Genomic DNA, 26,103 nt, shown 5'->3' on the forward strand with positions numbered 1-26,103 from the left:
GTCACCGGCGGCCGCCCGCGTTCGTCGTCCCCATGCATCAGCGCGAGTCCTCGGTGGCCGTGCGGGCACGGCGGGCGCGCACGATCTCCAGGGCGACGGGGGTGAGCGAGACGGCCACGACCAGCGCGACGAGCGGCAGCAGATAGCGGTCGATGTTCGGCACGGACGAGCCGAGCGCGTAGCCGCCGAGCACCAGTGCGCAGGTCCACACGAGCCCGCCGGCGATCTGCCAGAGGGCGAAGACCCGGGCCGGTACACCGAGTACGCCCGCGAGCGGGTTGAGCACCGTGCGGACGATCGGCACGAAGCGCGCGAGCACGATCGCCTTCGCGTGCCCGTACTTGGCGAGCAGTTCCTCGGCGCGGGCCGCTCCCTCGTGCAGCTTGCGGGACTTGCTGCGGGCCAGCAGGGCGCGGCCGCCGCGGCGGCCGATCCAGTAGCCCACCTGCGCGCCCACGAGAGCGCCCGCCACCGAGCAGATCAGGACCTGCGGCAGCGAGAGCGACACCGGTCCGTTGCCGCCGGGCACGCACAGCAGGCCCGCGGTGAAGAGCAGGGAATCGCCCGGAAGGAGGAAGCCGACGAGCAGGCCGGTCTCGGCGAAGAGCACCACGGCGATGCCGAGCGCGCCGAACGCGGAGAGCAGCGAGCCCGCGTCGAGGACGTTCAGGGCCTGTGGGGCCGAGGCTGCGAACAGGGGTACGACTGCCATGTCAGTGGGCCCTCCCATAATGGTGGTCGGGCCGCTCGTCCTGCGGATGCGCACGGCCCGGCTGACTACAGTGATGTAGACGGTCTACGGCACTGTAGACGAATGAAGCGGGAGGAGTGTTCCATGACAGCCACGGGAGACGTCGGGCACGGGGACGCACGACGCCCCGCGGGTGAACTGGAGGCCGGTGTCCTCGCCGCGCTCTGGGCCGCCGAGGCACCGCTCACCCCGGGCGAGGTCCAGGCCGCGCTCGGCGGCAGGCTGGCCCGCACCACCGTGACCACGATCCTGACCCGCCTGCACGACAAGGGCACGGTCACCCGCCAGCGCGCCGGGCGGGGCTACGCGTACACCCCGACGGAGGACGCGCCGGGGCTGACCGCCCGCCGCATGCACACCGAGCTGGCGAAGGAGGAGGACCGTTCGACGGTGCTCGCCCGGTTCGTCTCCCAGCTCAGCGACGAGGACGAGCAGCTGCTTCGCTCCCTCCTGGAAGACTCCGGGGGTGACGGGCGATGATCTTCTCGGTGTGGATCCCGCTGCTCGTGCCGTTCCTCGCCGTGCCCGCCGCGCGCCGGCTCGCCGAGGCGCTGCCGCCCCGGCCGGCCGCGTGGCTCCTCGCCGCCGCGGCCACCGGCCTCGCCGCCTGCTCGACCGCCGCGCTGGGACTGATCGCGCTGGCCGGGGCGCTCCGGCTGCCCTTCTTCGCCTCCCTCGAAAACCTGACGGCCCCGCTGGACGCGCTCCCGGCCTGGCTCGCCATACCCGCCGCTGCCGTCGCGGCCGGTCTCGTCGCCGTCTCCGGGGTCGCCCTGGTGCGCACCGTGAGGCGCCATCTCGCCGAACTGCGAGCCGCCCGCGGCCGGTTGGGGCCCGGCGCCGGAGAGCTCGCCGTGCTGCGCGACCCCAGGCCCGACGCCTATGCCCTGCCCGGCCGCCCCGGACGGATCGTCGTCACCACCGGAATGCTGCGCGCCCTGGAACCAGCCGAGCGCGAAGCCCTGTTCGCCCACGAGCGGGCCCACCTCGCCGGCCGCCACCACCTGTTCCTGGCCGCCGCCGAGCTCGCCGCGCACTGCCACCCGTCACTGCGTTCGCTGCGCGCGCCCCTCGCCTTCGCCCTGGAGCGGACGGCCGACGAGTACGCCGCCGGGGCCGTCGAGGACCGCAGGCTCGCGGCGCGCGCGATCGGTCGCGCCGCCCTCGCGTCCCGCGCGGCCGCACCCGGCCCGGCCCGGCCTCGCGCGGTGCTCGCCGCGACGGCGGGGCCGGTGCCGCGCAGGGTCGCGGCTCTGCTCGACCGCTGCCCCGCGCCCCGGCTGCCCCGCTCGCACGGAGCCCGCCTGATAGCGGCCGTCCTGCTGGGCTGCCTGTGCGTCTCGGCGGCCTCGGCGATCGAGGCCGCGGCGGATCTGCACGGCGGGATCGAGATAGCGCAGGGCGAGGCCACCCGCTGAGGGCGTGCTTTCCGCTCCCCGTGACCCGTACGGCCCAGCAACGCTGCGGGTCGGTACCCCGCGCCCCGGAGAGTGGATCCCGAGCCCATCGCCCCACGCTCCGGGAGAAGCCATGACCTGCCTCAACCGACGCGACCTCGGACTGCTCGTGCTGCGGGCCGGCACCGGCGCGGTACTCGTGGCGCACGGTGCCCAGAAGCTCTTCGGCTGCTTCGGCGGCGCCGGACTCGAAGGCACCGCCGCCTCCATGGAGAAGATGGGGTTCCGGCCCGGCAAGCAGAGCGCCATCGCCGCCGGGCTCGGCGAGATGGGCGGCGGCGCCCTGCTGGCCATCGGCCTCGCCACCCCGGCCGCCGGGGCCGCGGCTGCCGGAGCCATGGCGGGCGCGGTCTCCGTGCACGCTCCGGCCGGATTCTTCGCCGCGAGCGGCGGCTTCGAATACCCGGCGTTCCTCGGCTTCACCGCCGCCGCGATCGGCCTCGCGGGCGCGGGCCGCTACTCCCTCGACCACGCCACGGACCACGTACTCGACCAGCCCTGGACCGTCGCCCTGGCCTTCCTCTCCAGCGCGGTCGCGGCCGCGGCCGTGGTCGGCCGCCGGGCCAGGGAGCAGGCCGAGTCCGAGGTCGAGACGTTCGACTGAGGAAGGCCGCCCGACATCAGGCGGCCCTCCATCCGCGCAGGCGGGCGAGTGCGCGCCCGAGTCCCTCAGCCGCCGACGAACTGGGCGCGTACCAGCCAGCTGCGGGGGGCGCCGCGGCGCTCGCGGGACTGAACCCCGTAGGGCCAGCGCACAGCGCCACTGCGACGGCGCACGGATGGCCGGCTCTCCCGCCTGGAACTCGTACTTGACGGGGCTCAGCTTCGCCATCAGGGCCCGGGAGCCACCGGAGTCGAAGAAGGGGGCGCCGGCCGGGACGTTGCGCAGATCGGGGCCGAGAGCGGAGGCGAACGCCTGGGTGCGCTCCGCGAAGGATCACCTCCTGCGGGGCGAAGCTGCCCCCTCAAGAGCCACCGGACGAGGAGGCAGGCGCAGGCGGGGCAGCACGTACGTCGAGATCGACTCCGGGCACGCGGCCGCCACCGGGCGGCCCGAGCAACTCCTCAAGGTCGTGCAGGATTTCCTGGCGTAGGACCTGTCCGCGGCCCTGCCCTCCTGAGCACGAAGCGGTGTTCCTTGCGATCTACAGGTCAAAGGCGCACCGCTGTACACTGACAAGCGCCCTTGACCTGCATGAAGCAGGCAGGGAGCCGTCTTCTAGGAGCACAGAATGCTGCGCACCATGTTCAAGTCCAAGATCCACCGTGCCACCGTGACCCAGGCCGACCTCCACTACGTGGGCTCCGTCACCGTGGACGCCGAGCTCATGGAGGCGGCCGACCTGCTGCCCGGTGAGCTGGTCCACATCGTCGACATCGACAACGGCAACCGCCTGGAGACGTACGTCATCGAGGGCGAGCGCGGCTCCGGCGTCATCGGCATCAACGGTGCCGCCGCCCACCTCGTGCACCCCGGCGACCTGGTCATCCTCATCAGCTACGCCCAGGTCGACGACGCCGAGGCCCGCGCGCTGAAGCCCCGCGTGGTGCACGTGGACGCGGACAACCGGATCGTGGAGCTCGGCACCGACGCCTCGGCGCCGGTCCCCGGCAGCGACCAGGAGCGCAGCCCGCACGCCCGGATTCCCGCCCAGATCTGAACCGGCCACCACCGAAGAGGACCCGCACCATGGCAGAGATCCGAGACGACCGCTCCCGGGGGCTGCTCGCGGCCTTCGAGGACGGTGAAGTGGCGGGCCGCATCGCCTACTTCACGCTCGACGCCGAGCCGGCCGCGCTGGTCGCGGTGCACACCGTCGTGGAGCCGGCGTACGAGGGCAGGGGCATCGCGGGCGCCCTGGTGCGGGAGTTCTACGCCATGGCCGCGCGCGAGGGCGTGCCGGTCGTGCCGCTCTGCCCGTACGCCGCGAAGTGGGCCGAACGCCACCCGGACGAGGCGCCCGCCGCCCCGGCCGGCCTCGTCGAGGCCGCCCGGACCCAGCTCGCCGCCAAACCGGAACTCTGGTGACCATGCTCGCGCTGCTGCACACCTCGCCCGCCCATATCCCGGTCTTCGACGCCCTGCGGGACGAGGACGCCCCGGACCTCGAACTGTGCCACCTCGTGCACGAGCAACTGCTCAGCCAGGCAGGGGAGTTGGGCCTGGATGCCGTGACCGGAGACGTCCACGCCGCCCTCGCCGAGGCGGTGGCCCAGGGCGCGGACGCGGTCCTGTGCACCTGCTCCACGATCGGCGGAATCGCCGAGGCGGCAGCGGCATCGCTCGGCGTCCCGGTGCTCCGGGTCGACCGGCCGATGGCCGCGGCCGCCGTGGCGCTCGGCCGCCGGATCGCTGTCGTGGCGACGGTCGCCTCGACCCTGGAGCCGACCGCCGAGCTGATCCGCGAAGAGGCCGGAGACCGGCCCCTCACCCTGCGCACGGTGCTTGCCGAGGACGCCTGGCAGCACTTCGAGTCCGGCGACCCGGACGCGTACTTCGCCGAGATCGCCCGCGCGGTGGATGCCCTGACGGAGGTGGATGCCGTCGTCCTGGCGCAGGCCTCCATGGCTCCCGCCGCCGCACGGACCACGATCGAGGTCCCCGTGCTGTCCAGCCCCCGGCCCGGGCTGCGCGCGGCGGCGGCCGTGGCGGCCTGAGAGCCTGCTGCGGGGCTCCCTCCGGGCATGCGGGCCTGGCACCCACGCCGGTCCCGGATGCCGCGGTCCGAGCGGGCCGGAGTTCGGACCCGGGCTCCGACCCGGACGGGTTGAACCGGCGGGCGCCGGGAAGGCGCGCAGGTGAAGCTGAACTCAGACCCTGAGGAGGCCGACCATGACCGTCCCGCACCCGGATCCCGTCCCGCCGTGGCCCACGCCGCTGCCCGACCCGGAGCCGGGCCCGCTGCCCGGGCCGGGTCCGGATCCCTCGCCGCCGGGCCCGGGGCCTGGTCCTGACCCCCGGCCGCCGAGCCCCGGGCCCGATCCCAAGCCGCCCGAGCCGGACCCCGACCCCGGTCTGCCGGACCCGGTTCCGCAGCCCCCGGGTCCCGACCCCGTACCGGGTCCGCCGGAGCCCGAGCCGGCCGGCTGACGGCGCCGGGTCCGGCAGAGCCGCTGGTCAGCCGGTGCTCACCTCGGACCGGTCGCCGCCCCACAGCGTGTGGAACGAGCCCTCGCGATCGGTGCGCCGGTAGGTGTGCGCGCCGAAGAAGTCGCGCTGGCCCTGCGTGAGCGCCGCCGGGAGCCGCTCGGCGCGCAGCGCGTCGTAGTACGCGAGCGCCGCCGAGAACCCGGGCACCGGCACGCCCTGCCGGGCCGCCGCCACGATCACCGCGCGCCAGTCGTCCTGCGCCGCCCCGATCTCGTCGCCGAACCGCTTGTCCGAGAGCAGGCTCGGCAGGTCGGGCTGCGCGTCGTAGGCGCCGCGGATCCGGTCGAGGAACGCGGCCCGGATGATGCAGCCCGCCCGCCAGATCGCCGCGACCGCACCCGGGTCGACGTCCCAGTCGTAGTTCTCGCTGCCCGCCTGGATCTGGTGGAAGCCCTGCGTGTACGACACGATCTTCGACGCGTACAGCGCCTGCTCCACCTGTGCGGCGAAGGCCGTCGCCTCGGCCTCGCCGAGCGGCGCCGCGGCCGGCCCGGCGAGCGAGCGGGCCGCCTCGCGCAGTTCGGCGTGGCCCGACAGGGAGCGGGCGAACACGGCCTCGGCGATGCCCGACACCGGGACCCCGAGGTCGAGCGCGATCTGCACCGTCCAGCGGCCGGTGCCCTTCTGTTCCGCCTGGTCCTGGACCACGTCGACGAACGGCTTCCCCGTCGACGCGTCGACATGGGCCAGTACCTCGGCCGTGATCTCGATCAGGTAGGAGTCGAGGCGGCCGGTGTTCCAGCCCCGGAACGTCTCGGCGATCTTCGCGGGGGAGTAGCCCGCGACCGTACGCAGCAGGTGGTATGCCTCCGCGATGAGCTGCATGTCGGCGTACTCGATGCCGTTGTGCACCATCTTCACGAAGTGGCCCGCGCCGTCCGGGCCCACGTGGGTGACGCACGGGGTGCCGTCGGGAGCCTTCGCCGCGATGCGCTCCAGGAGCGGCCCGAGCGAGTCGTACGACTCGGCCGAGCCGCCCGGCATGATGCTCGGCCCGTGCAGCGCGCCCTCCTCGCCGCCAGAGATGCCGACGCCCACGAAGTGGATACCGCGCTCGCGCAGTTCGCGCTCGCGCCTGCGGGTGTCCTCGAAGTGCGCGTTGCCGCCGTCGATGATGACGTCGCCCTCTTCGAGGAGCGGCGCGAACTCCTTGATCACCGCGTCCGTCGGCTCGCCCGCCTTGACCATGATGACGAGCCGGCGCGGCCGCTCCAGGGCAGCCACGAACTCCTCGGGCGACTCGGCCGCGACGAAGCTGCCCTCGGTGCCGAACTCCTCGACCAGCGCGCGGGTCTTGGCGGCCGTCCGGTTGTGCACGGCGACCGTGAACCCGTTGCGCGCGAAGTTGCGGGCGAGGTTGCGGCCCATGACCGCGAGTCCGGTGACGCCGATCTGGGCTGTTCCACTCATGCGTGTGCTCCTGGATCCTCGGGGTTCGCGGCGCCACGAGCGACCGTCACGGCGCACGGTTGCCGCCCACCCTACGGAAGGTGCCACGTCATCCGGCACGGTCGGGATTCCCGACACGAGGGCCCGAAGGTCCCGAGGCCGTAGAGGGGCGCCGTCCGCTTGTCCGACCCCTTGTCATGACCAGTTCGCAGCCCCTATTTTGGCGGCTCTTGATGCCTTCGAGGGGGACTCATGGCCTTACGCGGCCGGCACCGCCGGTATCAGCCGAGCCGGATCAACCGGGCGTCGCTGACGGTCACGGCCGGCGGGGCGGGCATCGCTCTCCCGCTGATCGGCGCGGGCACCGCGGACGCCGCCTCCGCGGACGTGTGGAACAAGGTCGCGGCCTGCGAGTCGACCAACAACTGGCACATCAACACGGGCAACGGCTATTACGGCGGGCTCCAGTTCAGCCAGTCCACCTGGGAGGCGTACGGCGGCCGCCAGTACGCGGCGCGCGCGGACCTGGCCTCCCGCGACCAGCAGATCGCGATCGCCGAGAAGGTGCTCAAGGGGCAAGGCCCCGGCGCCTGGCCGGTCTGCTCGCGTGAGGCCGGTCTCACCCGGGGCGGAGCGGCCCCGCAGCTGACCACGGCGAGCAACGGCCGGACCGAGATCAAGCCGAAGGCGGCCCCCGCCGCGTCGAAGTCCCCGGCGCCCGCCGCGAAGAAGGCCGAGCCGCCGAGCCCCACCAAGGTCCCCGGCCAACGGGAGTCGTACACCGTCGTGCACGGCGACTCGCTGTCCACGATCGCCGAGCGCGAGCGCGTCCAGGGCGGCTGGCTCAAGCTGTACGCCGAGAACCGCACGGTCGTCGGGGCCGATCCCGACCTCATCCGGCCCGGCCAGCGCCTGACCCTGCCCGGCGCCGCCCCCGCGAAGCCGACGGCCCCGCCGAAGACCACCCCCAAGCCCCCCGCCGCCAAGCCCCCCGCTGCCAAGCCGCCCGCGGCGAAGGTCGCCGCCAAGCCGGCCGGGTTCACCGCACCCGTCGACGCGCATCCCAGCACGCCCTACCACAAGGCCGGTTCGTCCTGGGCGAGCGGCTACCACACCGGCGTCGACTTCCCCGTGGTCACCGGCACCTCGGTCAAGGCGGTCACCTCGGGCACGGTGGTCGAGGCGGGCTGGGGAGGCTCGTACGGCTACCAGGTGGTGATCCACCACCCCGACGGCAGATACAGCCAGTACGCCCATCTGTCGGCGGTCAACGTGAAGGCGGGCCAGAAGGTCAGCACCGGCCAGCGGATAGGGCGCTCGGGCGCGACCGGCAACGCGACGGGGCCGCATCTGCACTTCGAGATACGCACCGGACCGGCGTACGGATCCGATGTCGACCCGCTGGCCTACCTGAGAGCGGGCGGCGTCGCCGTCTGATCCGGAGTGTCCGGCCGGCGTCGGCCGGGCGCCGGGGGCGGCACCGGTTTGACGTGGTGGGCGGCGCTCAGCCGTTCCGTGGTGAGCAGGATGAGACCGCCCGCCGCCACGACACCGAAGCCGAGGGCGATCGCCGTACCCGCCGTCCCGTACCGGAACGACTCACCGAACAGGGTCAGGCCGATGGCCGCGGCGACCACGGGGTTGACGACGGTGACCGTCGCCAGAGGCGCCGCGAGCCCCGCGCCTCGGTAGGAGGCCTGCGAGAGCAGCAACCCTGAGATCGCGAACCCGGCTATGGCGAACAGGATGGGCAGTTCGCCGAGCGGAAGCCCCGACTGCCAGTCCTCGGCGACGGACTTGGTGAACACCGAGGCGAGACCGAAGGCACCGCCCGCCGCGGTGGCGAGCAGAACGCTGCGGGTGGCCGCCCGGCGCAGGGCCCTGGACGCCACGAACAGCGCCGCCACCGCGCCGAACCCGGCTGCCGCGAGCACCAGGCGCGACCCCATGGCGAGTGCGTCCGCGTCCGCCCCGTCGGTCAGCGCGAGCAGCCCGGCCAGGCCCGCGGTGGCCATGACCGCGCCGCGCCAGGCGGCCGCCCCGGCCCTGCGTCTGATGAACACGGCCGACATCGGCAGCGCGAACACGATGGTGAGCGCGCCCATCGGCTGCACCAGCGTGAGCGGGCCGTACGCCAGGGCCGCCACGTGCAGCGCCGCGCCGAGCCCGTTGAGCGTGACCGAGCCCCACCAGGCCGGGCGGCGCACGGGGGCGTACGTGCTGCTCGGCCCGGACGCGGCGACGCGCTCCTGCACGATCGCCGCCGCCGCGTACGCGACGGCGGAGACCAGGGACAGCAGCACGGCCAGGACAAGGGCGCTCATGGCTCCACGATGTCTCGTTGCGGACCCCGTGTCGTCGTCCCTGAGCACCGATTGCTCAGTACTCCAGAAGGAGTAGGGGCGTACGACCAAAGTCGTCCCCGATATCGGACTTTCAGTAAAACCGCAGCTCAAAATGGGCGTCAAGGGGATCGGAAGATCACCTTCCGTGAGTTGGCGCGCCCCTTGGCGCCGTTCGGCGAACGCCGCTGCCCGCGGGGTGGAAACCGGCCACCGGCAAGTGCGTGCCATGGTGGCGCGACCTGCCACCTACCGGGCAGTACAGCGTCGCCACTCGCCAGCTGTCAGGATTCCTTGACAGCGACTGCCTGTCAGGGCACCCTGACAGGCATGGGAGCTGAGGACACACCGGCCTCGCTGGCCGGACAAGTCACCAACAAGGACCCCGCCGTCGGACTCGCGGCGGTCGTCGCGCTGCGCCGCCTCCTGGAGGAGCTGGAGCGCGTCCATGTGGACAACGCCCGGGACCAGGGCTGGTCCTGGCAGTCCATCGCCACCTCGCTGAACGTCAGCAGGCAGTCGGTCCACGAGAAGCATGCGAGCAGGCGCAAAGCCACGGGCAAGGAGGACTGAAGGTGTTCGAGTTTTTCACTGAGCGTGCCAAGCGGGCGATCGTGGCCTCGCAGGACGAGGCGCTCGCGCTGGGCCACGACTTCATCGGCACGGAACACATCCTGCTGGGGCTCGCCGGCACCGACGACAGCGCCGCCCGGGACGCGCTGACCGCCCGGGGCGTCGAGATGGACCGGGCCCGCCGCGAGACCGTACGGATCCTCGAAGCAGCCGGGGTGCCGAGCACCGGAGGGCAGCCCGCGAAGGACGCGCTCGCCTCGATCGGCATCGACGTCGAGGAGATCAAGCGCCAGGCCGACAGCACCTTCGGCCCCGGCGCCTTCCAGTACCCCCGGCCCGCGTACACGCCGCGCGCCAAGAAGGTCCTGGAGGCCACCCTCCGCGAGGCGAAGGCCCTCGGGCACGACCGCTTCGGCACCGAGCACATGCTGCTCGGCCTGCTCGCGGCCGGTGACGGGGGCCGGGGGCTGGAGGTCCTCACCGCCCTCGGCACGGACCCGGAGGGGCTGCGCGCGGAGGTCCTCTCGCGGGTCGCGCCGGACCACGCGTAAACGCCGGACCGCGTGCAAAGGGCGGGAACGGCAAGGGAGTTGGGGGCTCGGCGTGAATTTCCGCCGAGCCGCCAACCCCTGCTCCAACCCGCGCCCGAACCCTTGACGCGTACACGCATGAGGCCGAAGAATGATCGCGCTCTGACAACGTTGTCCAGGGTTCCCAGCTCGTCCACGGTGTCCAAGGAGGCGGTCCCACTCATGCGTCCGAACCGGAGAACGCGCGGGGCGGGCATCGCGCTCGCCTCTCTCGCGCTGCTTGCCGGGGTGCTCGCCGCGCCCGCCGCCCAGGCCGCGCCACCGGCCGGTGGAGGCCGACTGACCGATCTGGTCAACCCGTTCATCGGCACGGAGAACGAGGGCAACACCTACCCGGGCGCCGCCGTGCCGTTCGGCATGGTCCAGCTCTCCCCGGACACCGGCCACAACACCGGCTACGACCACGCCCAGGACCACATCCGGGGCTTCTCCAGCGTGCATCTGTCGGGGGTCGGCTGCGGGCTCGGCGGCGATCTTCCCACCCTGCCCACCACGGGCGACATCACCGAGACCGACTATGCCCGCTACGCCGCCAAGTTCAGCCACGACACGGAGACGGCGAGCCCCGGCTACTACGGGGTCGGCCTCGACTCCGGGGTCACCGCGGAGCTCACCGCCACCACCCGCACCGGCGTCCAGCGCTACACCTTCCCCGCCACCGACAAGGCCAACGTCCTGCTCAACGCGGGCCAGTCACTGCACAGGACGATCTCCACGACCGTCGAGATCCTGGACGCGCGCACCGTCCGTACCGCCATCACCGGCAGCGGTTTCTGCCAGGACACCAAGCCGTACACCCTCTACACGGTCACCCGCTTCGACCGCCCCTTCACCGCGTCCGGCACCTGGAAGGACGGCAAGGTCAGCGAGGGTACGAAGAAATCCAGCGGCAGCGCGGGCAACGGTGCCTGGCTGCGCTTCGACACCACCGAGGACCGCACCGTCGAGGCGACCACCGCACTCAGCTACGTGGATGCGGCGGGCGCGGCCGGCAACCTGCGTGCCGAGGGCGGCAAGAGCTTCGACCGGGTCGCCCACGCGGCCCGGGGTGTTTGGGAGCGCAGGCTCGAAACCGTACGGGCCCAGGGTGGCAGCGACACCCTGCGCCGCACCTTCTACTCCTCGCTCTACCGCTCGTTCCTCGCCCCCGACATCGGCAGCGACGCCGACGGCCGCTACACCGGCTGGGACCAGAAGATCCACCGCGCGAGCGGCTTCGACTACTACCAGAACTGGTCGCTCTGGGACACCTACCGCACCCAGACCCAGCTCCTCTCGCTGCTGGCCCCGCGCGAGGCCCGCGACATGGCGATCTCCGTACTGAAGATCGACGAGGAGAGCGGCTGGCTGCCGAAATGGGGCTACGGCACCGTCGAGACCAACATCATGACCGGCGACCCGGTCACCCCGTTCCTCACCAACGCCTACGCGCAGGGGCTGCTCAAGGGGTACGAGGACGATGCGTACCGGGCGCTCAGGAAGAACGCGGACGGAGTGCCGCCCGCCGCCTCCCCGGCCGTCGGCCGCGAGGCCAACTCCCTGTACATCAGGGACGGTTACGCCCCTTACATCAAGGACCGCCCGCACGCCAAGCCCGGCGACTCCGACTTCGACCACGGCGCGTCCGCGACCCTCGAATACGCACTCGCCGACGCGATGCTGGGCAGGACGGCCCGCGAGCTCGGGCACCCCGAGGACGCCGCGCGCTACACCGCCCGCGCCCAGAACTACCGGAAGATCTTCGACCCCTCGACCGGGTTCTTCCGCGCCCGCGACGCGCAGGGCGCCTTCACCGGACCCGCCGACCCGGCGAAGAGCGAGGGCTTCCACGAGGGCACGTCCTGGCAGTACCAGTGGCTCGTCCCGCAGGACCTGCCCGGGATGGTCTCCCTCATCGGCGGCCAGGACGCGGCCAACCGGCGCCTCGACTCGTTCTTCGCGTACGACCGGCTCCTCGGTGACCCCGCGAAGACCGCCCGCGAGGTGTGGGTGAACGGGCCGTACTCGTACTACAACGCGGACAAGTACAACCCGCAGAACGAGCCGGACCTCATCGCTCCGTACACCTATCTCTCGACGGGGCAGCCGTGGAAGACCACGGATGTGGTGCACGCCGCGCTGACCCTGTTCACCGACACCCCGACCGGGATGACCGGCAACGACGACCTCGGGACGATGTCGGCGTGGATGGTGCTGTCCTCGATCGGGATCTTTCCCGTCCAGCCCGGAACGGACACGTGGGGGCTGTCCACGCCGGTTTTCGACCGGGTCGACCTCTCTCTTGACCGGCGGTACTACCCGCGGGGCGGGTTCACTGTGACGGCGCCGGGCACGTCCGGCACCGACCGCTACATCCAGGGGGCTCGGCTGGACGGGCGTGCCCAGGCCCGTACGTACCTCACCGGGGCGGATCTCAGGGCTGGGCGGAGTCTGGCCTTCACGGTCGGTTCTGCCCCCTCAGGGTGGGGCACCGCGGCTTGTGCGGCGCCGCCCGTGGTCCGCTAGCGGCCCCCTGACCACCGCCCGCCCCCTGTCTTCCCCCGGGGGCGGGCGGTTTGGTATGTGGGGGGATCGGTCCGTACCATGGCGCTTTTGGGAACTTGATATTCACGACTGATCGAGGAACGCAGCGGCGATGACGGTGACAGAGGACTTCCAGGACCAGGAGCACGGTCCCGGTGTCGACGAGCGGCCCGAGCAGGGCGTCGGCCAGGACTTCGGCCCCGGCATCGACCCCGAGCGGCTCGCGCTCTGCCTGAGCGTGCTGGCGGAACTCGACCAGATCGACGTCGACCACCCCGACGCGATCACCGTGCGCCGCGCCACGGCCGGCATCTACCGGACCGTGAAGCAGCGCCGCCGCCAGGAGCGCCGCGCCGCCAAGACCGCCCACGACCGGGCCGTCACCGAGGCGACCGCAACCGGCTCCGCCGAGCGCATCGACGACGAGACCGAGGGCCTGCTGCCCAGCTCGTCCGTCACCGGCGAGATCGCGGGCATACTCCAGCGCCCCCGGTCCTGCTACATCTGCAAGACCCGGTACGTCGAGGTCGACGCGTTCTACCACCAGCTGTGCCAGAAGTGCGCCGCCGAGAACCGGGCCCGCCGCGACGCGCGCACCGACCTCACCGGCAAGCGCGCCCTGCTCACCGGCGGCCGCGCCAAGATCGGCATGTACATCGCGCTGCGGCTGCTGCGCGACGGCGCGCACACCACCGTCACCACCCGCTTCCCCAAGGACGCCATCCGCCGCTTCAAGGCGATGGAGGACTCCGCGGACTGGATGCACCGCCTCGAAGTCGTCGGCATCGACCTGCGCGACCCGGCCCAGGTGGTCGCCCTCGTCGAGCGGACGACGGAAGCGGGCCCGCTGGACATCCTGATCAACAACGCCACGCAGACCGTGCGCCGGCTGCCCTCCGCCTACGCCGCCCTGGTGGACGGCGAGAGCGCCCCGCTGCCGGCCGGTGAGCTGCCCGCCCACGCGGTCATCGGAGCCTTCAACTCCGGCGCGGTCGACGGCCTGACCGCGCTGCCCGTCGGCACCTCGGGCCTCGACGCCCAGCGGGTCGCCGACCTCGCCCTGGTCGCGGGCAACGCCAGCATCGCCAAGTATCAGGACGGCACCGCCCTCGACGCGGGCGGCCTGCTCCCCGACGTCGTCGACACCAACACCTGGGTCCAGTCCATCGACCAGATCTCCCCGGTCGAGCTGCTCGAAACCCAGCTGTGCAACTACACCGCGCCGTTCATCCTGATCAGCCGGCTGCGCCCGGTGATGGCCGAGGCCGCCCGCAAGGCGCCGAACGGCCGCGCGTACGTCGTGAACGTCTCGGCGATGGAAGGCGTCTTCAGCCGCGGCTACAAGGGTGCGGGCCACCCCAACACCAACGCCGCCAAGGCCGCCATGAACATGGTCACCCGGACCAGCGGCCAGGAGATGTTCGAGACCGACAAGATCCTGATGACCTCGGTCGACACCGGCTGGATCACCGACGAGCGCCCGCACCACGACAAGCTGCGGCTCGCCGAAGAGGGCTTCCACGCCCCCCTCGACCTCGTCGACGGCGCCGCCCGCGTCTACGACCCGATCGTGCGCGGCGAGCTGGGCGAGGACCTGCACAGCGTCTTCCTCAAGGACTACGCGCCCGCCAACTGGTAGGCCTGAGCCTCACAGCGAGGGGTGGCACGCATCGCGTGCCGCCCCGTCGGCGTCAACAGGCGCTTCCCGAGGGCTACGTGACGTACTCCGCGACGAGTTCCAGGACCGGACGCCAGTCCTCCATGACACCCACGTCGAGCCCCACGGCCTTGCCCGCGTCGTCGGCCTGCCGCAAGATCACCGCGTCCTCGGCCAGCGGGTCCCGCGCGAAGGCCGCCGCCTCCTCGGGCCCCATCACCCCGCCCTGAGCCCGCAGTGTCAGTGCGCTCTGCGGCGAGAGTGTACGGTCCGGCTCGACCGCCGCCAGATAGCGCTTCGCGGGCACGTGCAGCCGTACGAGGCGGGAGACCCGCGCACCGAGCAGCGGCCGCACCGCGCGCGCCGCCGTGTCGGCGTGTCCCGCGTCGTCACCGGGGCGGAGCAGATGCCCGAGATCGTGCACGAGGCCCGCCAACTGGAGCTCCTTGTCGGCCGGGTGGGACCGGCGCAGCAGATGGGCGGTCTGGAGCGCATGATCGTGCAGATCGACCGGATCGCCGCTGCGGTCGGGGGTGTCCCAGGCGCCCCGGCACGCGTGCAGCAGCTCCATCAGCTCGTCGACCGAGCGCACCGGCCGGTCGTGACCGGGCCTGCTCGACAGTTCCATGTGGTCCCCTCCCCGCGCGCGGCAGCCGACATCGTCAGCAGATCACGGGGGGATGAACATCGGGCTGAACGCCCGGCGAAGGAAAGTTGACGCAAAGGAAGTGGCCCTATCGAGCGCGACCGCGCTCATTTGGTTACTCTAGTGCGAACGGTAGCCACAGCGGGTCCACCAACCCTCGAGGCCCGTTCCGGATCCGTCCCACAACCTGTGGCCGTGATGCGGACAGAGTGCCGGCGCCACCGCGTCAGAACTGCCCTTGCCCCTGCCCTGCGGGCGGACGACCGGGTCGGAGAACGACGCGTGCCGGGACGCCCAGGGTTATTGCGACACAAAGGAGTGCGCGGTGACACCAGAAACCACAGAGCGCGAACGTCGGACGCCGGAACGCGGCGGCGAACGGGCCGCGCGGCCCGAGAAGCTCCGCAACATCGAGGTCTGGGCCCGCTCGGCCCCGATCCGTCTCGCGGGTTACGAGGAGGACCTCGCGGAGCCGCACATCCTGCCCGGGATCGACTGAACACGACGAATCACAGGTCCGTGCCCCCCTGCCGAAGCAGGGGGGCACGGACGTACCAGGGGCCGTTACCTGGGCCGCCCGATCGGCTCGGGGTGGATGGTCCGCCCTTCCTTGACGGTCTCGACGACCCGGATGTCCTTGATCTCCTCGGCGGGCACGGTGAGCGGATTCGCGCTCAGGATCACGAGGTCGGCGAGTTTGCCGACCGCGATCGAGCCCTTGACCGCCTCCTCGAAGTACTGGTGGGCGGCATGGATCGTGGTCGACTTGACCGCGTCCAGTGCGGACACCCGCTGCTCCTCGCCGAGCACATGGCCGCTGCGGGTCACCCGGGTGACCTGGCTGGACAGGATGGCCGCCGAGCTGGGCAGTGCCACCGGGGCGTCGTGGTGCGAGGTGTAGATCATGTTCCGGCGCAGCGCCGAGGCGGCCGGGGAGATGCGGGCCGCACGCTCCTCGCCGAGCACCGTGTCCCGGTACCAGTCGCCCCAGTAGAACGTGTGCATGGAGAAGAACGACGGGATGATCCCCAACTCCCGCATGGCGTCGAGCTGGTCCTCGCGAGCGGTCTGGGCGTGGATCGCCACGGGACGCGGGTCGATCGGGCGGTGCCGCGCCGTGGCCTGCCGCACGGCCATGAGGAACTGGTCGATGGCCGCGTCGCCGTTGGTGTGTGCCAGGACCTGTCGGCCCTTGGCGTACGCGTCGCCGACCGCGGCCACCACCTCCGCGTCCGTGAGCGCCGGATAGCCCCGGTAGTCCGCACTCTCCCCGTCGGGCTGGGTCAGATACGGCCGGGTCAGCCAGGCGGTGCGGCCCTGCGGCGAGCCGTCGAGGCCCAGCTTCACACCGCCGATCCGCAGCCGGTCGCGGTACTCCGGCACCGACACCTCGGCGTCCTTGAGCTCGGCGGCCAGCGAGACGTCCGGGTAGACGACGACGTCGATGTCGAACAGCCGCCGCCCCGCGACCGTTTCGAGGACTTCCAGGTCCTTCGCGGTCATCACCCGGCCGTCCTGCGCTGTGGTGAACCCGAACGAGGCCATGGCGCGCTGGCCGAGCAGGATCAGTGAGATCCGGTCCTCGTCGCCGAACCCGGCCGCGGAATGCCCCCAGGCGTGGAAGAGCGCGGACTCCTCCAGGACGCCGTTGGGTTCCCTGCTGCCGGGCCGGCGCCGGATCACACCGCCCGCCGGGTCCTCGGAGTCCGCGTCGTACTTGAGCAGTTCGAGAGCCTTGCTGTTGACCGAGCCGAGGTGGCTCGACTGGTGGATGACCAGGACCGGCCGGTCGGTGTCCACCGCGTCGAGGTCGTCGCGGGTGGGGTGCTGCGCGCCGGCCATCTGTGCGTCGTCGTAGCCGAATCCGACGATCCAGTCCCAGCGCCGGCCGGTCTCCGTGGTCTTCCACGCCTCCAACCGGGCCTGGAGGGCGGGGATGTCATTGACCTCGCCGTCGGGTGCGGGCAGCAGATTGGCCGCTCCCGCCTGGAAACCGATCAGGGACAGATGGCTGTGCGCGTCGACGAACCCGGGCAGCAGCGCCCGGCCCTTGAGGTCTACGAAGCGGGTGCCGTCACCGGCCTGCGCGAGCACCTCGCGCAGATCGCCGACGGCCGCGATCCGGCCGTCCCTGACGGAGACCGCCTCCGCGGTCGGCCGGGTGTCGTCGACCGTGACGATGTCCCCGCCGAAGTAGATCGTGTCGACTGCCCGGACGGGACTGGTGCTTGCCATGGTGTCCTCCGTAGGGTGTCCGGCCTGCTCGGCCGATTCCCGTGGAGGGCACACCCGAGGCCGGGGCCCGAGTGTGCCGAGCGCCCAGCTGACCGGTGGCCGGCTTCGGGGCGGGGCAGGCGGGGCGGCCTTCGCTGTCCGGTCCGAGTGTTGAGCCGCCCCGCGTTGCGCACAAGAAGGAGAACCGGCCAGCCACCGGCCCCGCCCCGTCGGATGCGAGGCGCCCCGACCGATCTCGGACGGGTGTGAAGGGCGGGGACGGGAGCGGAGGTGACAGTCCGTCAGGCCTGGGGTTCGGCCCTTTGCGCCCTGTCGCCCCGGAGCGCCGCAAGGCAGGATGACCGGATGTCCGAGACACCCGGTGACACCACCGCCTTCCACGACCTGTCCGCCTTCCTCGCCACCCCGCGCGTCAACGCCCTCGCCCTCTCACCCGACGGGCAGCGCCTTGTGGCGGCCGTGCAGAGCCTCAACGCCGAGGGCAACGGTTACGTGTCCGCGCTGTGGGACATCGACCCCGCCGGGGTGCGCGAGCCCCGCCGCCTGACCCGCTCCCGCAAGGGCGAGTCCGCGCCCGCGTTCGCCTCGGACGGAACGCTGTGCTTCCTCTCCGGGCGCGAGGACACCGACCCCGCCGCGGCCAGGGACAGCGAAGAGGGCTCCGGCGTGTGGGCGCTGCCCGAGAGCGGCGAGGCCTCGCTCATAGCCCGCCACCCCGGCGGAATCGCCGGGTTCTCCCTCGCCCGCGACACCGGCACCCTCGCCTACACCGCGGGGCTGCTGCCCGGCGCGGCCGACGCCGAGGCGCACGGCAAGCTGCTCAAGGACCGCGCCGACGCCAAGGTCACCGCGATCCTGTACGAGGCCGGGCTCACCCGGTTCTGGGACAGCGACCTCGGCCCGGACGAGCCGCACACCTTCGTCCGCCGCGCCCGCGACGAGCACGGCTCGCCGGTCGACGCCGGCGGCCAGGGATTCGTCAGCGAGGACGCGACCGCCCTCTCGCCCGACGGCACCCGGGTCGCCCACACCCGCTTCGTCGACGGCGGGATACCGGACCGCAACCGCACCGTCGTCGTGGTCGCCGACGCCGCGACCGGCGAAGAGCTACGCGTGGTCGACCGGGACAGATACCAGTACTCCACCCCGCAGTTCACCGCCGACGGCACCGGCCTGATCTGCACCCGCCAGCTGATCGAGACGTACGAGAGGCCGTTCGCCTACACCCTCGTACACATCGAGCTCGCGAGCGGCGCGGAGAGCGAGCTCGTGCCGGACTTCGAGAACTGGCCCATCGGGGCCGTCGTCTCGCCGCGCGCCGACGACGCGACCCTCTGGTTCGCCGCCGACGAGCTCGGCCACTCACCCGTCTTCCGGCGCGCCGCGGACGGCACCGTCACCCGGCTCACCGCCTCCGGCACGTACACATCGCTCTGCGTCGCGCCCGACGGACGCACCCTGTACGCGCTGCGCAGCTCCGTCGACTCCCCGCCCACCCCGGTCCGCCTCGATGGCGCCGCTGCCGACCAGGAACCCGTCGTGCTCAAGGCCCCCGGCGCGGCGGACCGCCTGCCGGGCACCTTGACCGAGGTGCACACGGTGGCCGACGACGGATTCCCGCTGCGCTCCTGGCTCGTGCTGCCCGAGGGCGCGTCCGCCGAGCGGCCCGCGCCGCTGCTCGTCTTCCCGCACGGCGGCCCCGAGACCTCGTGGAACGCCTGGACCTGGCGCTGGAACCCGTGGCCCTTCGCGGCCCGCGGCTACGCCGTCCTGCTGCCCGACCCCGCGCTGTCGGCCGGCTACGGCCCGCGGATGCACGAACGCGGCTGGGGGCAGTGGGGCGGCCAGCCCTACCGGGACCTGATGGCCATGACCGACGCGACCGAGGCCCGCCCCGACATCGACGCCACCCGCACCGGCCTCGCGGGCGCCTCGTACGGCGGCTACATGACCAACCGGATCGCCACCCTCACGGACCGCTTCAAGGCGATCGTCTCGCACGCCTCGGTCTGGGACCTGCGGTCGTTCCAGTCCGACACGGACGCCTCGGCCTACTTCCGGCGGATCTTCGGCGACCCGCTGGCCCGCCCGGAACGCTACGAGGAGAACTCGCCGTCCCTCCTGGCCGACCGCATCCGCACGCCCATGCTGGTGGTCCACGGTGCGAAGGACTACCGGGTCCCCGTCGGCCAGGGCATGGCCCTGTTCCAGGAGCTCCAGCGCTGCGAAGTTCCCACGAAATTCCTGTACTTCCCCGACGAGGCCCACTGGATCCTGGCCCCGAACCACGCCCGCCTCTGGTACGCGACCCTGCTCAACTTCCTCGACCACCATGTGCTCGGCGAGGAGTGGCAGCGGCCCGAACTGGTGTGAAAAGAGCGGGAGTCGAGGGTCAGTCGGTGGGGTCCGGGACGAAGAGGCTGAGCCGGTAGCTGGTGGGGGACTGCAGGCGGCCGCAGAACATGTCCACGCGCATCATCGATGGATCGGTCAACTCGCCCTCCGCGCGCAGCCGTTGTACGTGGGCGCGCAACTCCGCCTCGTCCCGCGTGGAGAACAGCGGTTCCCAGCGACCCGCCCGAGGGGAGCGCGCCTGAGCGGCGCGCTCCCGCTGTCGTTTCCGCTTCCTCTGGCCTGGCACGCCCCACAGCATGACGGGCGGTCAATAGGACGGCAAGAGGTCGGATGAGTCGGGGAAGCATGTGCATTTCCGACCGGTGAGGTGCATTGACAGCCCTACGACTCGCCTCAATCATCGGATGTCATGACCGAACTTCCCAGACGCTGCGTGCTCGGAGTACTCGGAATGACGGCGGGGGCGGCAGTCGGCGCCGCCCTTCTCTCCCCGGCCACGGCCGATGCGAACCCCCTTGCCACCTCAACAGGCGCTGCCGCGAAGGGCGGTGAGTGGGGCACGGTTCCCGCGGCCGTTCCGGTCGCGCTCGACCGCTGGTTCGACAACGACGGCATCGACACCGCGAGCGCCCGCGGCGGCGACTTCGACGGATCCGGTTACACCTTTCCCGGGGAGGAACTCCCTTCAGGGAACGTCCAGTTGGACGGCGTCGCCTATGTCTTTCCCGGCGCAGCCGCCGGGGCGAAGAACAACATCGTCGCCCTCGGGCAGCGCATCGACCTGCCCCGAGGGCGCTATCTCTCCGGGCTGTTCCTCGTAGCGTCCAGCTACGGGGACGCATCGGGCCCGGCGACCGTGCACTACGCCGACGGCAGCACCTCCGCCGCCGTGCTCGGCGGACCCGACTGGTACAGCGGCAGCGGGCAGTTGACCGCCGCGTACCGCTACGGCCCGGGCGGTGCGAAGGATCCGCACCAGGTCGTCGTCGCGAGCGCAGAGCTGGCGATGGACCCCACCCGCGAGGCCGTCGCCCTCACCCTCCCCGTCACCCACCCCGCCCAGCCGGGCAAGCCCTCCCTGCATGTCTTCGCGCTCTCGCTGCAACCGGCCGCGAACGGGCGCGCGGTCACCCTGCGGGACGCGCACTCGACCACCACGACGCTGGCCTCGGGCGCCCAGAGTGTCGAGGCCACCGTCATCAACGCGGGCACCGTCACCCTGCTCGCCTCCGACGCGCTGAGTGTCCAGGTCGACGTCGACGGAGCCCGTACGGTCGAAGCCGCCCGGATACCCCGGCTCGCACCCGGTGAGCAGGCCAGGGTCCGCATCGGCATCCGGCCGGGGACCGGCACCGCCCCGGGCACGGTGCGGCCCGGGCGTGTGGTCGCGCGCGGCCGGGGCCAGGAGGCCGCCTCAACGGCCCGTCAACTCACCCTGGGTGTGCCGGACTTCACCCCGACCGACGCCTCGCTCTCCTCGCACCGGGCGCCGTACTGGTTCCAGGACGCCAAGTTCGGCATCTTCATCCACTGGGGCGTCTACTCGGTGCCCGCCTGGGCGCCCGTCGGCCTGCAGTACGCCGAGTGGTACTGGGCCCAGATGCAGGACCCGAACAACGCCACGTACGCCTACCACCGCACCACCTACGGCGAGTCGTTCAACTACGACGACTTCATCCCGCGCTTCACCGCCGAACGCTTCGACCCCCGTTCCTGGGTCGAGCTGTTCCGCGACGCGGGCGCCCAGTACCACGTCCTCACGTCCAAGCACCACGAAGGCTTCGCGCTGTGGGACACCAAGGTGTCCGACCGCAACGCGGTCCGGATGGGTCCGAAGAAGGATCTGGTCCGCGCCCTGTTCGAGGCGTCCGAGCAGTACGCGCCGCAGCTGCACCGCGGGCTCTACTTCTCGATGCCGGAGTGGTTCAACCCCGACAGCCCCTGGCAGGGGCACGGCCCGCGCAACCCGTACACCCTCCAGCCGTTCCCGTACACCGGCTACACGCCCGGCAAGGACTACATCAAGGACCTTCAGGCTCCACAGATGCTGGAACTGGTCGAGGGGTACGACCCGGAGATCCTGTGGTGCGACATCGGCGGCGCCAACGACAGCCACCGGGTGCTCGCCGAGTACTTCAACCACGCGAAGAACCGGAGCCGCCCCATCGAGGTCACCGTCAACAACCGTTCCGGAATCGGGCCGCACGACTTCACCACCCCCGAGTACGCCACGTACGACACGGTGGTGACCGCGAAGTGGGAGGCGAGCCGGGGCCTGGACCCGTTCAGCTACGGCTACAACCGGGCCACTCCGGACGACCGGTACATGACCACCGAGGAGATCGTGCACACCCTCGTCGACATCGTCAGCAAGAACGGCAACTTCCTGCTCGACATCGGGCCGCGGGCGGACGGCACCATCCCCGAGATCATGCAGCTCCGGCTGCGCGAGACGGGGCAGTGGCTCACGACCAACGGCGAGGCGATCTACGGGTCCACGTACTGGGCGCGGATGCCGCAGCTCGGCGCCGAGCTGAGGTTCACCGTCCGGCCGGGCCGCGCCTTCTACATCCACTCGCTCGCCAGACCGGGGGCCACCCTCACCGTCGAGGCACCCGTGCCGATCAGGGCCGGGGACCGGGTGACGATGCTCGGCCACGGGCGGCCGCTCACCTGGCGGACCAGCGGCAGCGGGCTCGTCATCGACGTGCCGGCCGCCGCGCGGGCCGCGGGCAGCCACGCCTGGGTGTTCAAGGTGGAGTGGCTGGGGTGACCCGGGCGGACCACGTCCGTTTGCGCGAGGCGCGAGCCTGCGGCACACAATGTAGGGGCAACTCGGGGCGTACAGGTGGGAGATCCACGTGCCCTCGACCCTGCGCAGAATAGCCGCTGCCGCCGCCGTGCTGTCCGTCGGCGCCTTCGCCGCCGGATGCGGCGGCGGCGCCATCGGCGCCGACAGCGAGCAGGACCTCAACCTCCAGCCGATCGCCGCCGCCGGTCCGGACCCGTTCACCAAGTCCACGGCCGAGTCGACGGCGACCCCCACCCCGGCCGCGCCGCCCGGCAGCGGGAGCCGCACCCCGGCGCCGGGCACGCTGTCGCCGAGTACCGTCTCGGGCTCCACACCGGGCCTGTACGGCGGTACGCAGTCGGTGGCCAGCTGCGACGTGGAGAAACAGATCCGCTACCTCGGCGGCGACCAGGCCAAGAACCGGGCGTTCGCCGATGCCGCCGGGGTCGACCCGGGCTCCGTGGCGGGCTTCCTGCGCGGGCTCACGCCCGTCGTGCTGCGCATGGACACCCGGGTCACCAACCACGGCTTCCGCGACGGCTCGGCCACCAGCTTCCAGTCGGTCCTCCAGGCCGGCACCGCCGTCCTGGTCGACGACCACGGCGCGCCACGCGTGCGGTGTGCCTGCGGGAACCCGCTGAAGCCGGCCAACGGCCACCAGGGCGCCTGGCGCGACAAGGGCGAGCCCTGGCCCGGGTTCCGCGGCGACCGCGTCGTCGTGGTGCGGCCCACCACGGTCGTCATCAACAACTTCATCATCGTCAACATCACCAACAACACCTGGATCGAGCGGCCGCGCGGCGACGACGGGCAGCACGACCGCAAGCGGCCCGACATCCACATCGACCCGACCAAGCCGCCGGTCACCGTGCCGCCGTCGCCGTCGCCGTCGGTGAGCCCGAGCACCTCGTCATCGACCAGCAGCTCGCCCTCTTCCAGCAGCTCTCCCTCGGGCAGCTCGCCGCCGCCGAGCCCGAACTGCCCGACGCCGAAGCCGACCGTCACGGTCACCCAGACCCCCGCGCTGACGCCGCAGAAACCGCCGGCCCGGCTGCCGGGCTCGCCCACACCGAGCCCCAGCTGCCCGACGGCCACGACGACGGTCACCCCGACGCCGTCACCTTCGGCGAGCCCGCCGACGCCTTCGCCCCGGGTGCCCTCGACACTGCCGCCCGACACCAGCGCGCCCAGCGACCTGCCCTCCCTCCCGACCGACATCCCGACGAACCTGCCGAGCGGACCGGGCTCCGACATGTTCGGGCCGCCCTCGCCGGAGTCGGAGAACGTCTGAGGAAGTGCGTACGACCCCGGTCACCGGCGTGCTGCGCCGGTGACCGGGGTTCCTTCATCCCGCACCCTTGAGCAGGGTCGGTCCTGGCCGGCGCAGGGTTTCGGGAAGGTGCGGGGTGGGGACGTCCCGGTCGCCCGTCCCTCCCCTTCCCGCCGCCTCCCTGATGCGAGTGATCCGGGCTGCGCCTAGCGTGGCCCCATGGACGCGGGCACCGGGGACGGAGGGGCGGCCGAACTGTGCCACTGCGGCGAGCCGGCCGGCGGCGAGGACTGCCGCTTCCTTCACTCGTACGGCCGAGACCTGCGCATGGGCAGCTTCGACTGGGACCTCGGCACCGGTCTGATGCACATGGACGAGCCCGCGCTCGACGTGTTCGACCTGCGCCCCGACGAGTACGACAACCGCCCCGAGTCGCTGGCCGCCCGCGTGCCGCGCGCCGAGGCCACCAGGCTCGACGCGCTCGTCTCGCAGGCCCTCAAGAACGGCAGCGTCAACTACGGCGTCTACTTTCGCATCCGGCGCCGCGACGGCCGCCTGCGCTGGACCCACACCCAGGGCTTCGTACGCCGCGACGAGACCGGCCGCCCGCTGCGCATCATCGGGATCGTCCGCGACGCCACCCAGGAGCTCGCCGAGTCCACCGTGCGGGTCGGCCTCGACGACGAACGGCGTCGCACGACCAGCGTCGTGGAGGCCACCACCGCCGCCCTCGCACATGCCAGGACCGTCAAGGACGTCATCGACGTCATGAAGGACTCGCAGGGCCCCGAATACCTCGGCGCCACCAGCCTCGTGATGGGCCTCCTGGAGGCGGGCCGCATTCACTTGATCGCGGAGGGCCCCGAGGGCAGCTTCGTGCCGGGCACCCGGTGGACGCGGGTCGACGAGCAGTACCCGATGAGCGAGGTCGTCCGCACCCTCGCACCCCGCTTCATCGAGTCGCCGCAGGACTTCGCCGACTCCTATCCGGTCCTGTGGCCGAACATCAGCGGCCTCGGCATCACCTCCGCCGCCTACCTCCCGCTGATCGCCCAGGCCCGGCCCATCGGCGCGATCGGCCTGCTCTACAGCGACAAGTCGGGGTTCACCAGCGACGAGCGCAACCTCCTCGTGGCGCTGGGCAGTTCGATCGCCCAGTCCCTCCAGCGCGCCATGCTCTACGAGCAGGAGCACGACCTCGCCGAAGGCCTCCAGCAGGCGATGCTGCCGCGTCGCATCCCCGAGGTGCCGGGCGCCCAGCTCGCGGTCCGCTACCGCTCGGCACGGTTCGGCCGGGACATCGGCGGCGACTGGTACGACGTGATCCCGCTGCCCGGCGGCCGGGTCGGCGTGGCCATCGGCGACGTACAGGGACACGACACGCACGCCGCCGCCGTGATGGGGCAGCTGCGCATCGTGCTGCGCGCGTACGCCGCCGAGGGGCACACCCCGGCCACCGTGATCGCGCGGGCCTCGGTCTTCCTGCACGAGCTGGACACCGACCGGTTCGCGACCTGCACGTACGCGGAGGCCGACCTGAGTACCGGGGTGGTGCAGCTCGTGCGCGCCGGGCACGTCGACCCGCTCATCCGTCTCCAGGACGGCAGCTGCCGCAGACTGCCGGTGGAGGGAGGACTTCCGCTCGGGCTCTCGGCCGAGTTCGGGCGCCTCGAATACCCGGTGTCCACGGTCGAACTCGACCCGGGCCAGACCCTGTTGCTCTATACCGACGGCCTCGTGGAGCAGCCGGGCACCGACCTCGACGACGGCATGCAGGTCCTCGCCTCCCTCGTCAGAACGGGCCCGGAGGACCTCGAAGCGCTCGCCGACCGGCTCTGCGACGTGGTCGACGAGCAGGGCGGGGACGACGACGTGGCGCTGCTGCTCCTGCGCCGGAGCGCCATGGAGGTGCCGCAGGGCGGCGGCCGGCTGCGCCAGCACGTCGCGCAGAACGACCCGGAGGCGCTCAGCTCCTCCCGCCACATGATCCGCGCGGCGGTCCGGGCGTGGGGCGCCCGCGAGCGGTCCGACGAGATCGAACTCGCCGCCGACGAGCTCATCACCAACGCCCTGATGCACACCGACGGCGGGGCGATCGTCACCATCCGCGTCCTCTCCGGCCCCGAACGCCGCCTGCGCGTCGAGGTGGAGGACCGCTCCAGCGCCCTTCCGCGCCGCCGCGAGGCAGGCTCCTCCGGGGTCTCCGGGCGCGGCCTGATGCTGGTGGACCGGCTCGCGGACGTCTGGGGCGTGGAGTCGCGCGGCGGCGGCAAGTGCGTGTGGTGCGAGTTCGTCGTCCCGGAACGGGGCACCGGCCGATGAGGGGCGAGCGCCGGTGCTGCGTGTCCGCCGCGAGAACAACGCCTGATCAAG

General features: G+C 72.2%; 23 protein-coding genes. 17 read left to right on the forward strand and 6 right to left on the reverse strand.

What is annotated here, in order from left to right; translation table 11 throughout:
• Positions 1-37: 37 nt before the first annotated feature.
• The gene (locus tag ABD346_RS30045) at positions 38-712 is read right to left on the reverse strand and encodes a DedA family protein (protein ID WP_344379177.1); all 675 of its coding nucleotides are present in this window, start codon (positions 710-712) and stop codon (positions 38-40) included.
• Between the two features lie 123 nt (positions 713-835).
• Here ABD346_RS30045 and ABD346_RS30050 point away from each other — a divergent pair, with 123 nt between their 5' ends.
• The 7 genes from ABD346_RS30050 to ABD346_RS30080 all read left to right on the forward strand — a co-directional run bounded on the left by ABD346_RS30050 (position 836) and on the right by ABD346_RS30080 (position 4,866).
• On the forward strand, positions 836-1,231 hold the full coding sequence (locus ABD346_RS30050; RefSeq protein ID WP_344379178.1) for a BlaI/MecI/CopY family transcriptional regulator: 396 nt from the start codon (positions 836-838) through the stop codon (positions 1,229-1,231).
• Complete coding sequence (locus ABD346_RS30055) at positions 1,228-2,169, forward strand: M56 family metallopeptidase (protein WP_344379179.1); 942 nt, start codon at positions 1,228-1,230, stop codon at positions 2,167-2,169. The genes ABD346_RS30050 and ABD346_RS30055 overlap by 4 nt, the downstream gene beginning before the upstream one ends.
• Positions 2,170-2,281: 112 nt before the next feature.
• Positions 2,282-2,812: a DoxX family protein gene (locus tag ABD346_RS30060; protein WP_344379181.1), complete on the forward strand. Its 531-nt coding sequence runs from the start codon at positions 2,282-2,284 to the stop codon at positions 2,810-2,812.
• Positions 2,813-2,987: 175 nt separating this feature from the next.
• Entirely contained in the window at positions 2,988-3,302 is a 315-nt protein-coding gene (locus ABD346_RS30065) for a hypothetical protein (RefSeq protein WP_344379182.1), read from the forward strand.
• A 138-nt stretch (positions 3,303-3,440) separates the two neighbouring features.
• A complete protein-coding gene (panD, locus tag ABD346_RS30070; RefSeq protein ID WP_344379183.1) occupies positions 3,441-3,869 on the forward strand; it encodes an aspartate 1-decarboxylase in 429 nt (142 codons plus the stop codon).
• Entirely contained in the window at positions 3,866-4,237 is a 372-nt protein-coding gene (locus tag ABD346_RS30075) for a GNAT family N-acetyltransferase (protein ID WP_344379315.1), read from the forward strand. Before panD ends, ABD346_RS30075 begins: the two co-directional genes overlap by 4 nt.
• Before the next feature lie 2 nt (positions 4,238-4,239).
• Positions 4,240-4,866: an aspartate/glutamate racemase family protein gene (locus ABD346_RS30080; RefSeq protein WP_344379184.1), complete on the forward strand. Its 627-nt coding sequence runs from the start codon at positions 4,240-4,242 to the stop codon at positions 4,864-4,866.
• A gap of 460 nt (positions 4,867-5,326) precedes the next feature.
• Here ABD346_RS30080 and gndA read toward each other — a convergent pair whose 3' ends face one another.
• Entirely contained in the window at positions 5,327-6,769 is a 1,443-nt protein-coding gene (gene gndA / locus ABD346_RS30085; RefSeq protein WP_344379185.1) for an NADP-dependent phosphogluconate dehydrogenase, read from the reverse strand.
• A 231-nt stretch (positions 6,770-7,000) separates the two neighbouring features.
• Here gndA and ABD346_RS30090 point away from each other — a divergent pair, with 231 nt between their 5' ends.
• On the forward strand, positions 7,001-8,185 hold the full coding sequence (locus tag ABD346_RS30090; RefSeq protein WP_344379187.1) for a transglycosylase family protein: 1,185 nt from the start codon (positions 7,001-7,003) through the stop codon (positions 8,183-8,185).
• On the opposite strand, the gene ABD346_RS30095 is transcribed toward ABD346_RS30090, so the two are convergent.
• Positions 8,155-9,072 carry a DMT family transporter gene (locus ABD346_RS30095; protein ID WP_381227287.1) on the reverse strand — a complete coding sequence of 306 codons (918 nt, stop codon included), beginning with the start codon at positions 9,070-9,072 and terminating at the stop codon, positions 8,155-8,157. The genes ABD346_RS30090 and ABD346_RS30095 overlap by 31 nt on opposite strands.
• Before the next feature lie 348 nt (positions 9,073-9,420).
• On the opposite strand from ABD346_RS30095, the gene ABD346_RS30100 reads away from it, so the two are divergent.
• The 4 genes from ABD346_RS30100 (at position 9,421) to ABD346_RS30120 (ending at position 14,415) form a co-directional block, all read left to right on the forward strand.
• Positions 9,421-9,663: a hypothetical protein gene (locus ABD346_RS30100; RefSeq protein WP_053730920.1), complete on the forward strand. Its 243-nt coding sequence runs from the start codon at positions 9,421-9,423 to the stop codon at positions 9,661-9,663.
• A gap of 2 nt (positions 9,664-9,665) precedes the next feature.
• Positions 9,666-10,214, forward strand: a complete 549-nt coding sequence (locus ABD346_RS30110) for a Clp protease N-terminal domain-containing protein (protein WP_381227285.1) — start codon at positions 9,666-9,668, stop codon at positions 10,212-10,214.
• A 201-nt stretch (positions 10,215-10,415) separates the two neighbouring features.
• The gene (locus ABD346_RS30115; protein WP_344379189.1) at positions 10,416-12,758 is read left to right on the forward strand and encodes a GH92 family glycosyl hydrolase; all 2,343 of its coding nucleotides are present in this window, start codon (positions 10,416-10,418) and stop codon (positions 12,756-12,758) included.
• 130 nt (positions 12,759-12,888) lie between these two features.
• Complete coding sequence (locus ABD346_RS30120; RefSeq protein ID WP_344379191.1) at positions 12,889-14,415, forward strand: SDR family NAD(P)-dependent oxidoreductase; 1,527 nt, start codon at positions 12,889-12,891, stop codon at positions 14,413-14,415.
• Positions 14,416-14,488: 73 nt separating this feature from the next.
• Here the strand turns inward: ABD346_RS30120 and ABD346_RS30125 are convergent, their stop codons facing one another.
• Entirely contained in the window at positions 14,489-15,061 is a 573-nt protein-coding gene (locus ABD346_RS30125) for an inositol oxygenase family protein (protein ID WP_344379192.1), read from the reverse strand.
• A gap of 343 nt (positions 15,062-15,404) precedes the next feature.
• On the opposite strand from ABD346_RS30125, the gene ABD346_RS30130 reads away from it, so the two are divergent.
• Entirely contained in the window at positions 15,405-15,578 is a 174-nt protein-coding gene (locus ABD346_RS30130; RefSeq protein ID WP_344379193.1) for a hypothetical protein, read from the forward strand.
• Positions 15,579-15,643: 65 nt separating this feature from the next.
• Here ABD346_RS30130 and ABD346_RS30135 read toward each other — a convergent pair whose 3' ends face one another.
• Positions 15,644-17,314 carry an amidohydrolase gene (locus ABD346_RS30135; RefSeq protein ID WP_344379194.1) on the reverse strand — a complete coding sequence of 557 codons (1,671 nt, stop codon included), beginning with the start codon at positions 17,312-17,314 and terminating at the stop codon, positions 15,644-15,646.
• 345 nt (positions 17,315-17,659) lie between these two features.
• Between ABD346_RS30135 and ABD346_RS30140 the strand changes: the two genes are divergently transcribed.
• The gene (locus ABD346_RS30140; RefSeq protein ID WP_344379196.1) at positions 17,660-19,687 is read left to right on the forward strand and encodes a prolyl oligopeptidase family serine peptidase; all 2,028 of its coding nucleotides are present in this window, start codon (positions 17,660-17,662) and stop codon (positions 19,685-19,687) included.
• A 19-nt stretch (positions 19,688-19,706) separates the two neighbouring features.
• On the opposite strand, the gene ABD346_RS30145 is transcribed toward ABD346_RS30140, so the two are convergent.
• The gene (locus ABD346_RS30145) at positions 19,707-19,955 is read right to left on the reverse strand and encodes a hypothetical protein (protein ID WP_344379197.1); all 249 of its coding nucleotides are present in this window, start codon (positions 19,953-19,955) and stop codon (positions 19,707-19,709) included.
• A 123-nt stretch (positions 19,956-20,078) separates the two neighbouring features.
• Between ABD346_RS30145 and ABD346_RS30150 the strand changes: the two genes are divergently transcribed.
• From ABD346_RS30150 to ABD346_RS30160, 3 genes are all read left to right on the forward strand, one after another.
• Positions 20,079-22,442 (forward strand): alpha-L-fucosidase, encoded by a 2,364-nt coding sequence (locus tag ABD346_RS30150; protein WP_344379198.1) that lies wholly within the window; start codon positions 20,079-20,081, stop codon positions 22,440-22,442.
• 88 nt (positions 22,443-22,530) lie between these two features.
• On the forward strand, positions 22,531-23,751 hold the full coding sequence (locus ABD346_RS30155; RefSeq protein WP_344379199.1) for a DUF6777 domain-containing protein: 1,221 nt from the start codon (positions 22,531-22,533) through the stop codon (positions 23,749-23,751).
• A gap of 306 nt (positions 23,752-24,057) precedes the next feature.
• Positions 24,058-26,052 (forward strand): SpoIIE family protein phosphatase, encoded by a 1,995-nt coding sequence (locus ABD346_RS30160; RefSeq protein WP_344379317.1) that lies wholly within the window; start codon positions 24,058-24,060, stop codon positions 26,050-26,052.
• The last annotated feature ends 51 nt before the right edge of the window (positions 26,053-26,103 follow it).

This window comes from Streptomyces mauvecolor (assembly GCF_039532965.1).
Lineage (GTDB): Bacteria > Actinomycetota > Actinomycetes > Streptomycetales > Streptomycetaceae > Streptomyces > Streptomyces violascens.

What these genes read in the sequence shown, in the direction of transcription:
- ABD346_RS30065 (WP_344379182.1), top strand. Translation starts at nt 2,988, where the DNA reads ATGGCCGGCTCTCCCGCCTGGAACTCGTACTTGACGGGGCTCAGCTTC.
- panD (WP_344379183.1), top strand. Translation starts at nt 3,441, where the DNA reads ATGCTGCGCACCATGTTCAAGTCCAAGATCCACCGTGCCACCGTGACC.
- ABD346_RS30160 (WP_344379317.1), top strand. Translation starts at nt 24,058, where the DNA reads ATGGGCAGCTTCGACTGGGACCTCGGCACCGGTCTGATGCACATGGAC.
- ABD346_RS30150 (WP_344379198.1), top strand. Translation starts at nt 20,079, where the DNA reads ATGACCGAACTTCCCAGACGCTGCGTGCTCGGAGTACTCGGAATGACG.
- ABD346_RS30045 (WP_344379177.1), bottom strand. Translation starts at nt 712, where the DNA reads ATGGCAGTCGTACCCCTGTTCGCAGCCTCGGCCCCACAGGCCCTGAAC.
- ABD346_RS30090 (WP_344379187.1), top strand. Translation starts at nt 7,001, where the DNA reads ATGGCCTTACGCGGCCGGCACCGCCGGTATCAGCCGAGCCGGATCAAC.
- ABD346_RS30115 (WP_344379189.1), top strand. Translation starts at nt 10,416, where the DNA reads ATGCGTCCGAACCGGAGAACGCGCGGGGCGGGCATCGCGCTCGCCTCT.
- ABD346_RS30140 (WP_344379196.1), top strand. Translation starts at nt 17,660, where the DNA reads ATGTCCGAGACACCCGGTGACACCACCGCCTTCCACGACCTGTCCGCC.
- ABD346_RS30125 (WP_344379192.1), bottom strand. Translation starts at nt 15,061, where the DNA reads ATGGAACTGTCGAGCAGGCCCGGTCACGACCGGCCGGTGCGCTCGGTC.
- gndA (WP_344379185.1), bottom strand. Translation starts at nt 6,769, where the DNA reads ATGAGTGGAACAGCCCAGATCGGCGTCACCGGACTCGCGGTCATGGGC.
- ABD346_RS30060 (WP_344379181.1), top strand. Translation starts at nt 2,282, where the DNA reads ATGACCTGCCTCAACCGACGCGACCTCGGACTGCTCGTGCTGCGGGCC.
- ABD346_RS30135 (WP_344379194.1), bottom strand. Translation starts at nt 17,314, where the DNA reads ATGGCAAGCACCAGTCCCGTCCGGGCAGTCGACACGATCTACTTCGGC.
- ABD346_RS30050 (WP_344379178.1), top strand. Translation starts at nt 836, where the DNA reads ATGACAGCCACGGGAGACGTCGGGCACGGGGACGCACGACGCCCCGCG.
- ABD346_RS30100 (WP_053730920.1), top strand. Translation starts at nt 9,421, where the DNA reads ATGGGAGCTGAGGACACACCGGCCTCGCTGGCCGGACAAGTCACCAAC.
- ABD346_RS30120 (WP_344379191.1), top strand. Translation starts at nt 12,889, where the DNA reads ATGACGGTGACAGAGGACTTCCAGGACCAGGAGCACGGTCCCGGTGTC.
- ABD346_RS30080 (WP_344379184.1), top strand. Translation starts at nt 4,240, where the DNA reads ATGCTCGCGCTGCTGCACACCTCGCCCGCCCATATCCCGGTCTTCGAC.
- ABD346_RS30055 (WP_344379179.1), top strand. Translation starts at nt 1,228, where the DNA reads ATGATCTTCTCGGTGTGGATCCCGCTGCTCGTGCCGTTCCTCGCCGTG.
- ABD346_RS30095 (WP_381227287.1), bottom strand. Translation starts at nt 9,072, where the DNA reads ATGAGCGCCCTTGTCCTGGCCGTGCTGCTGTCCCTGGTCTCCGCCGTC.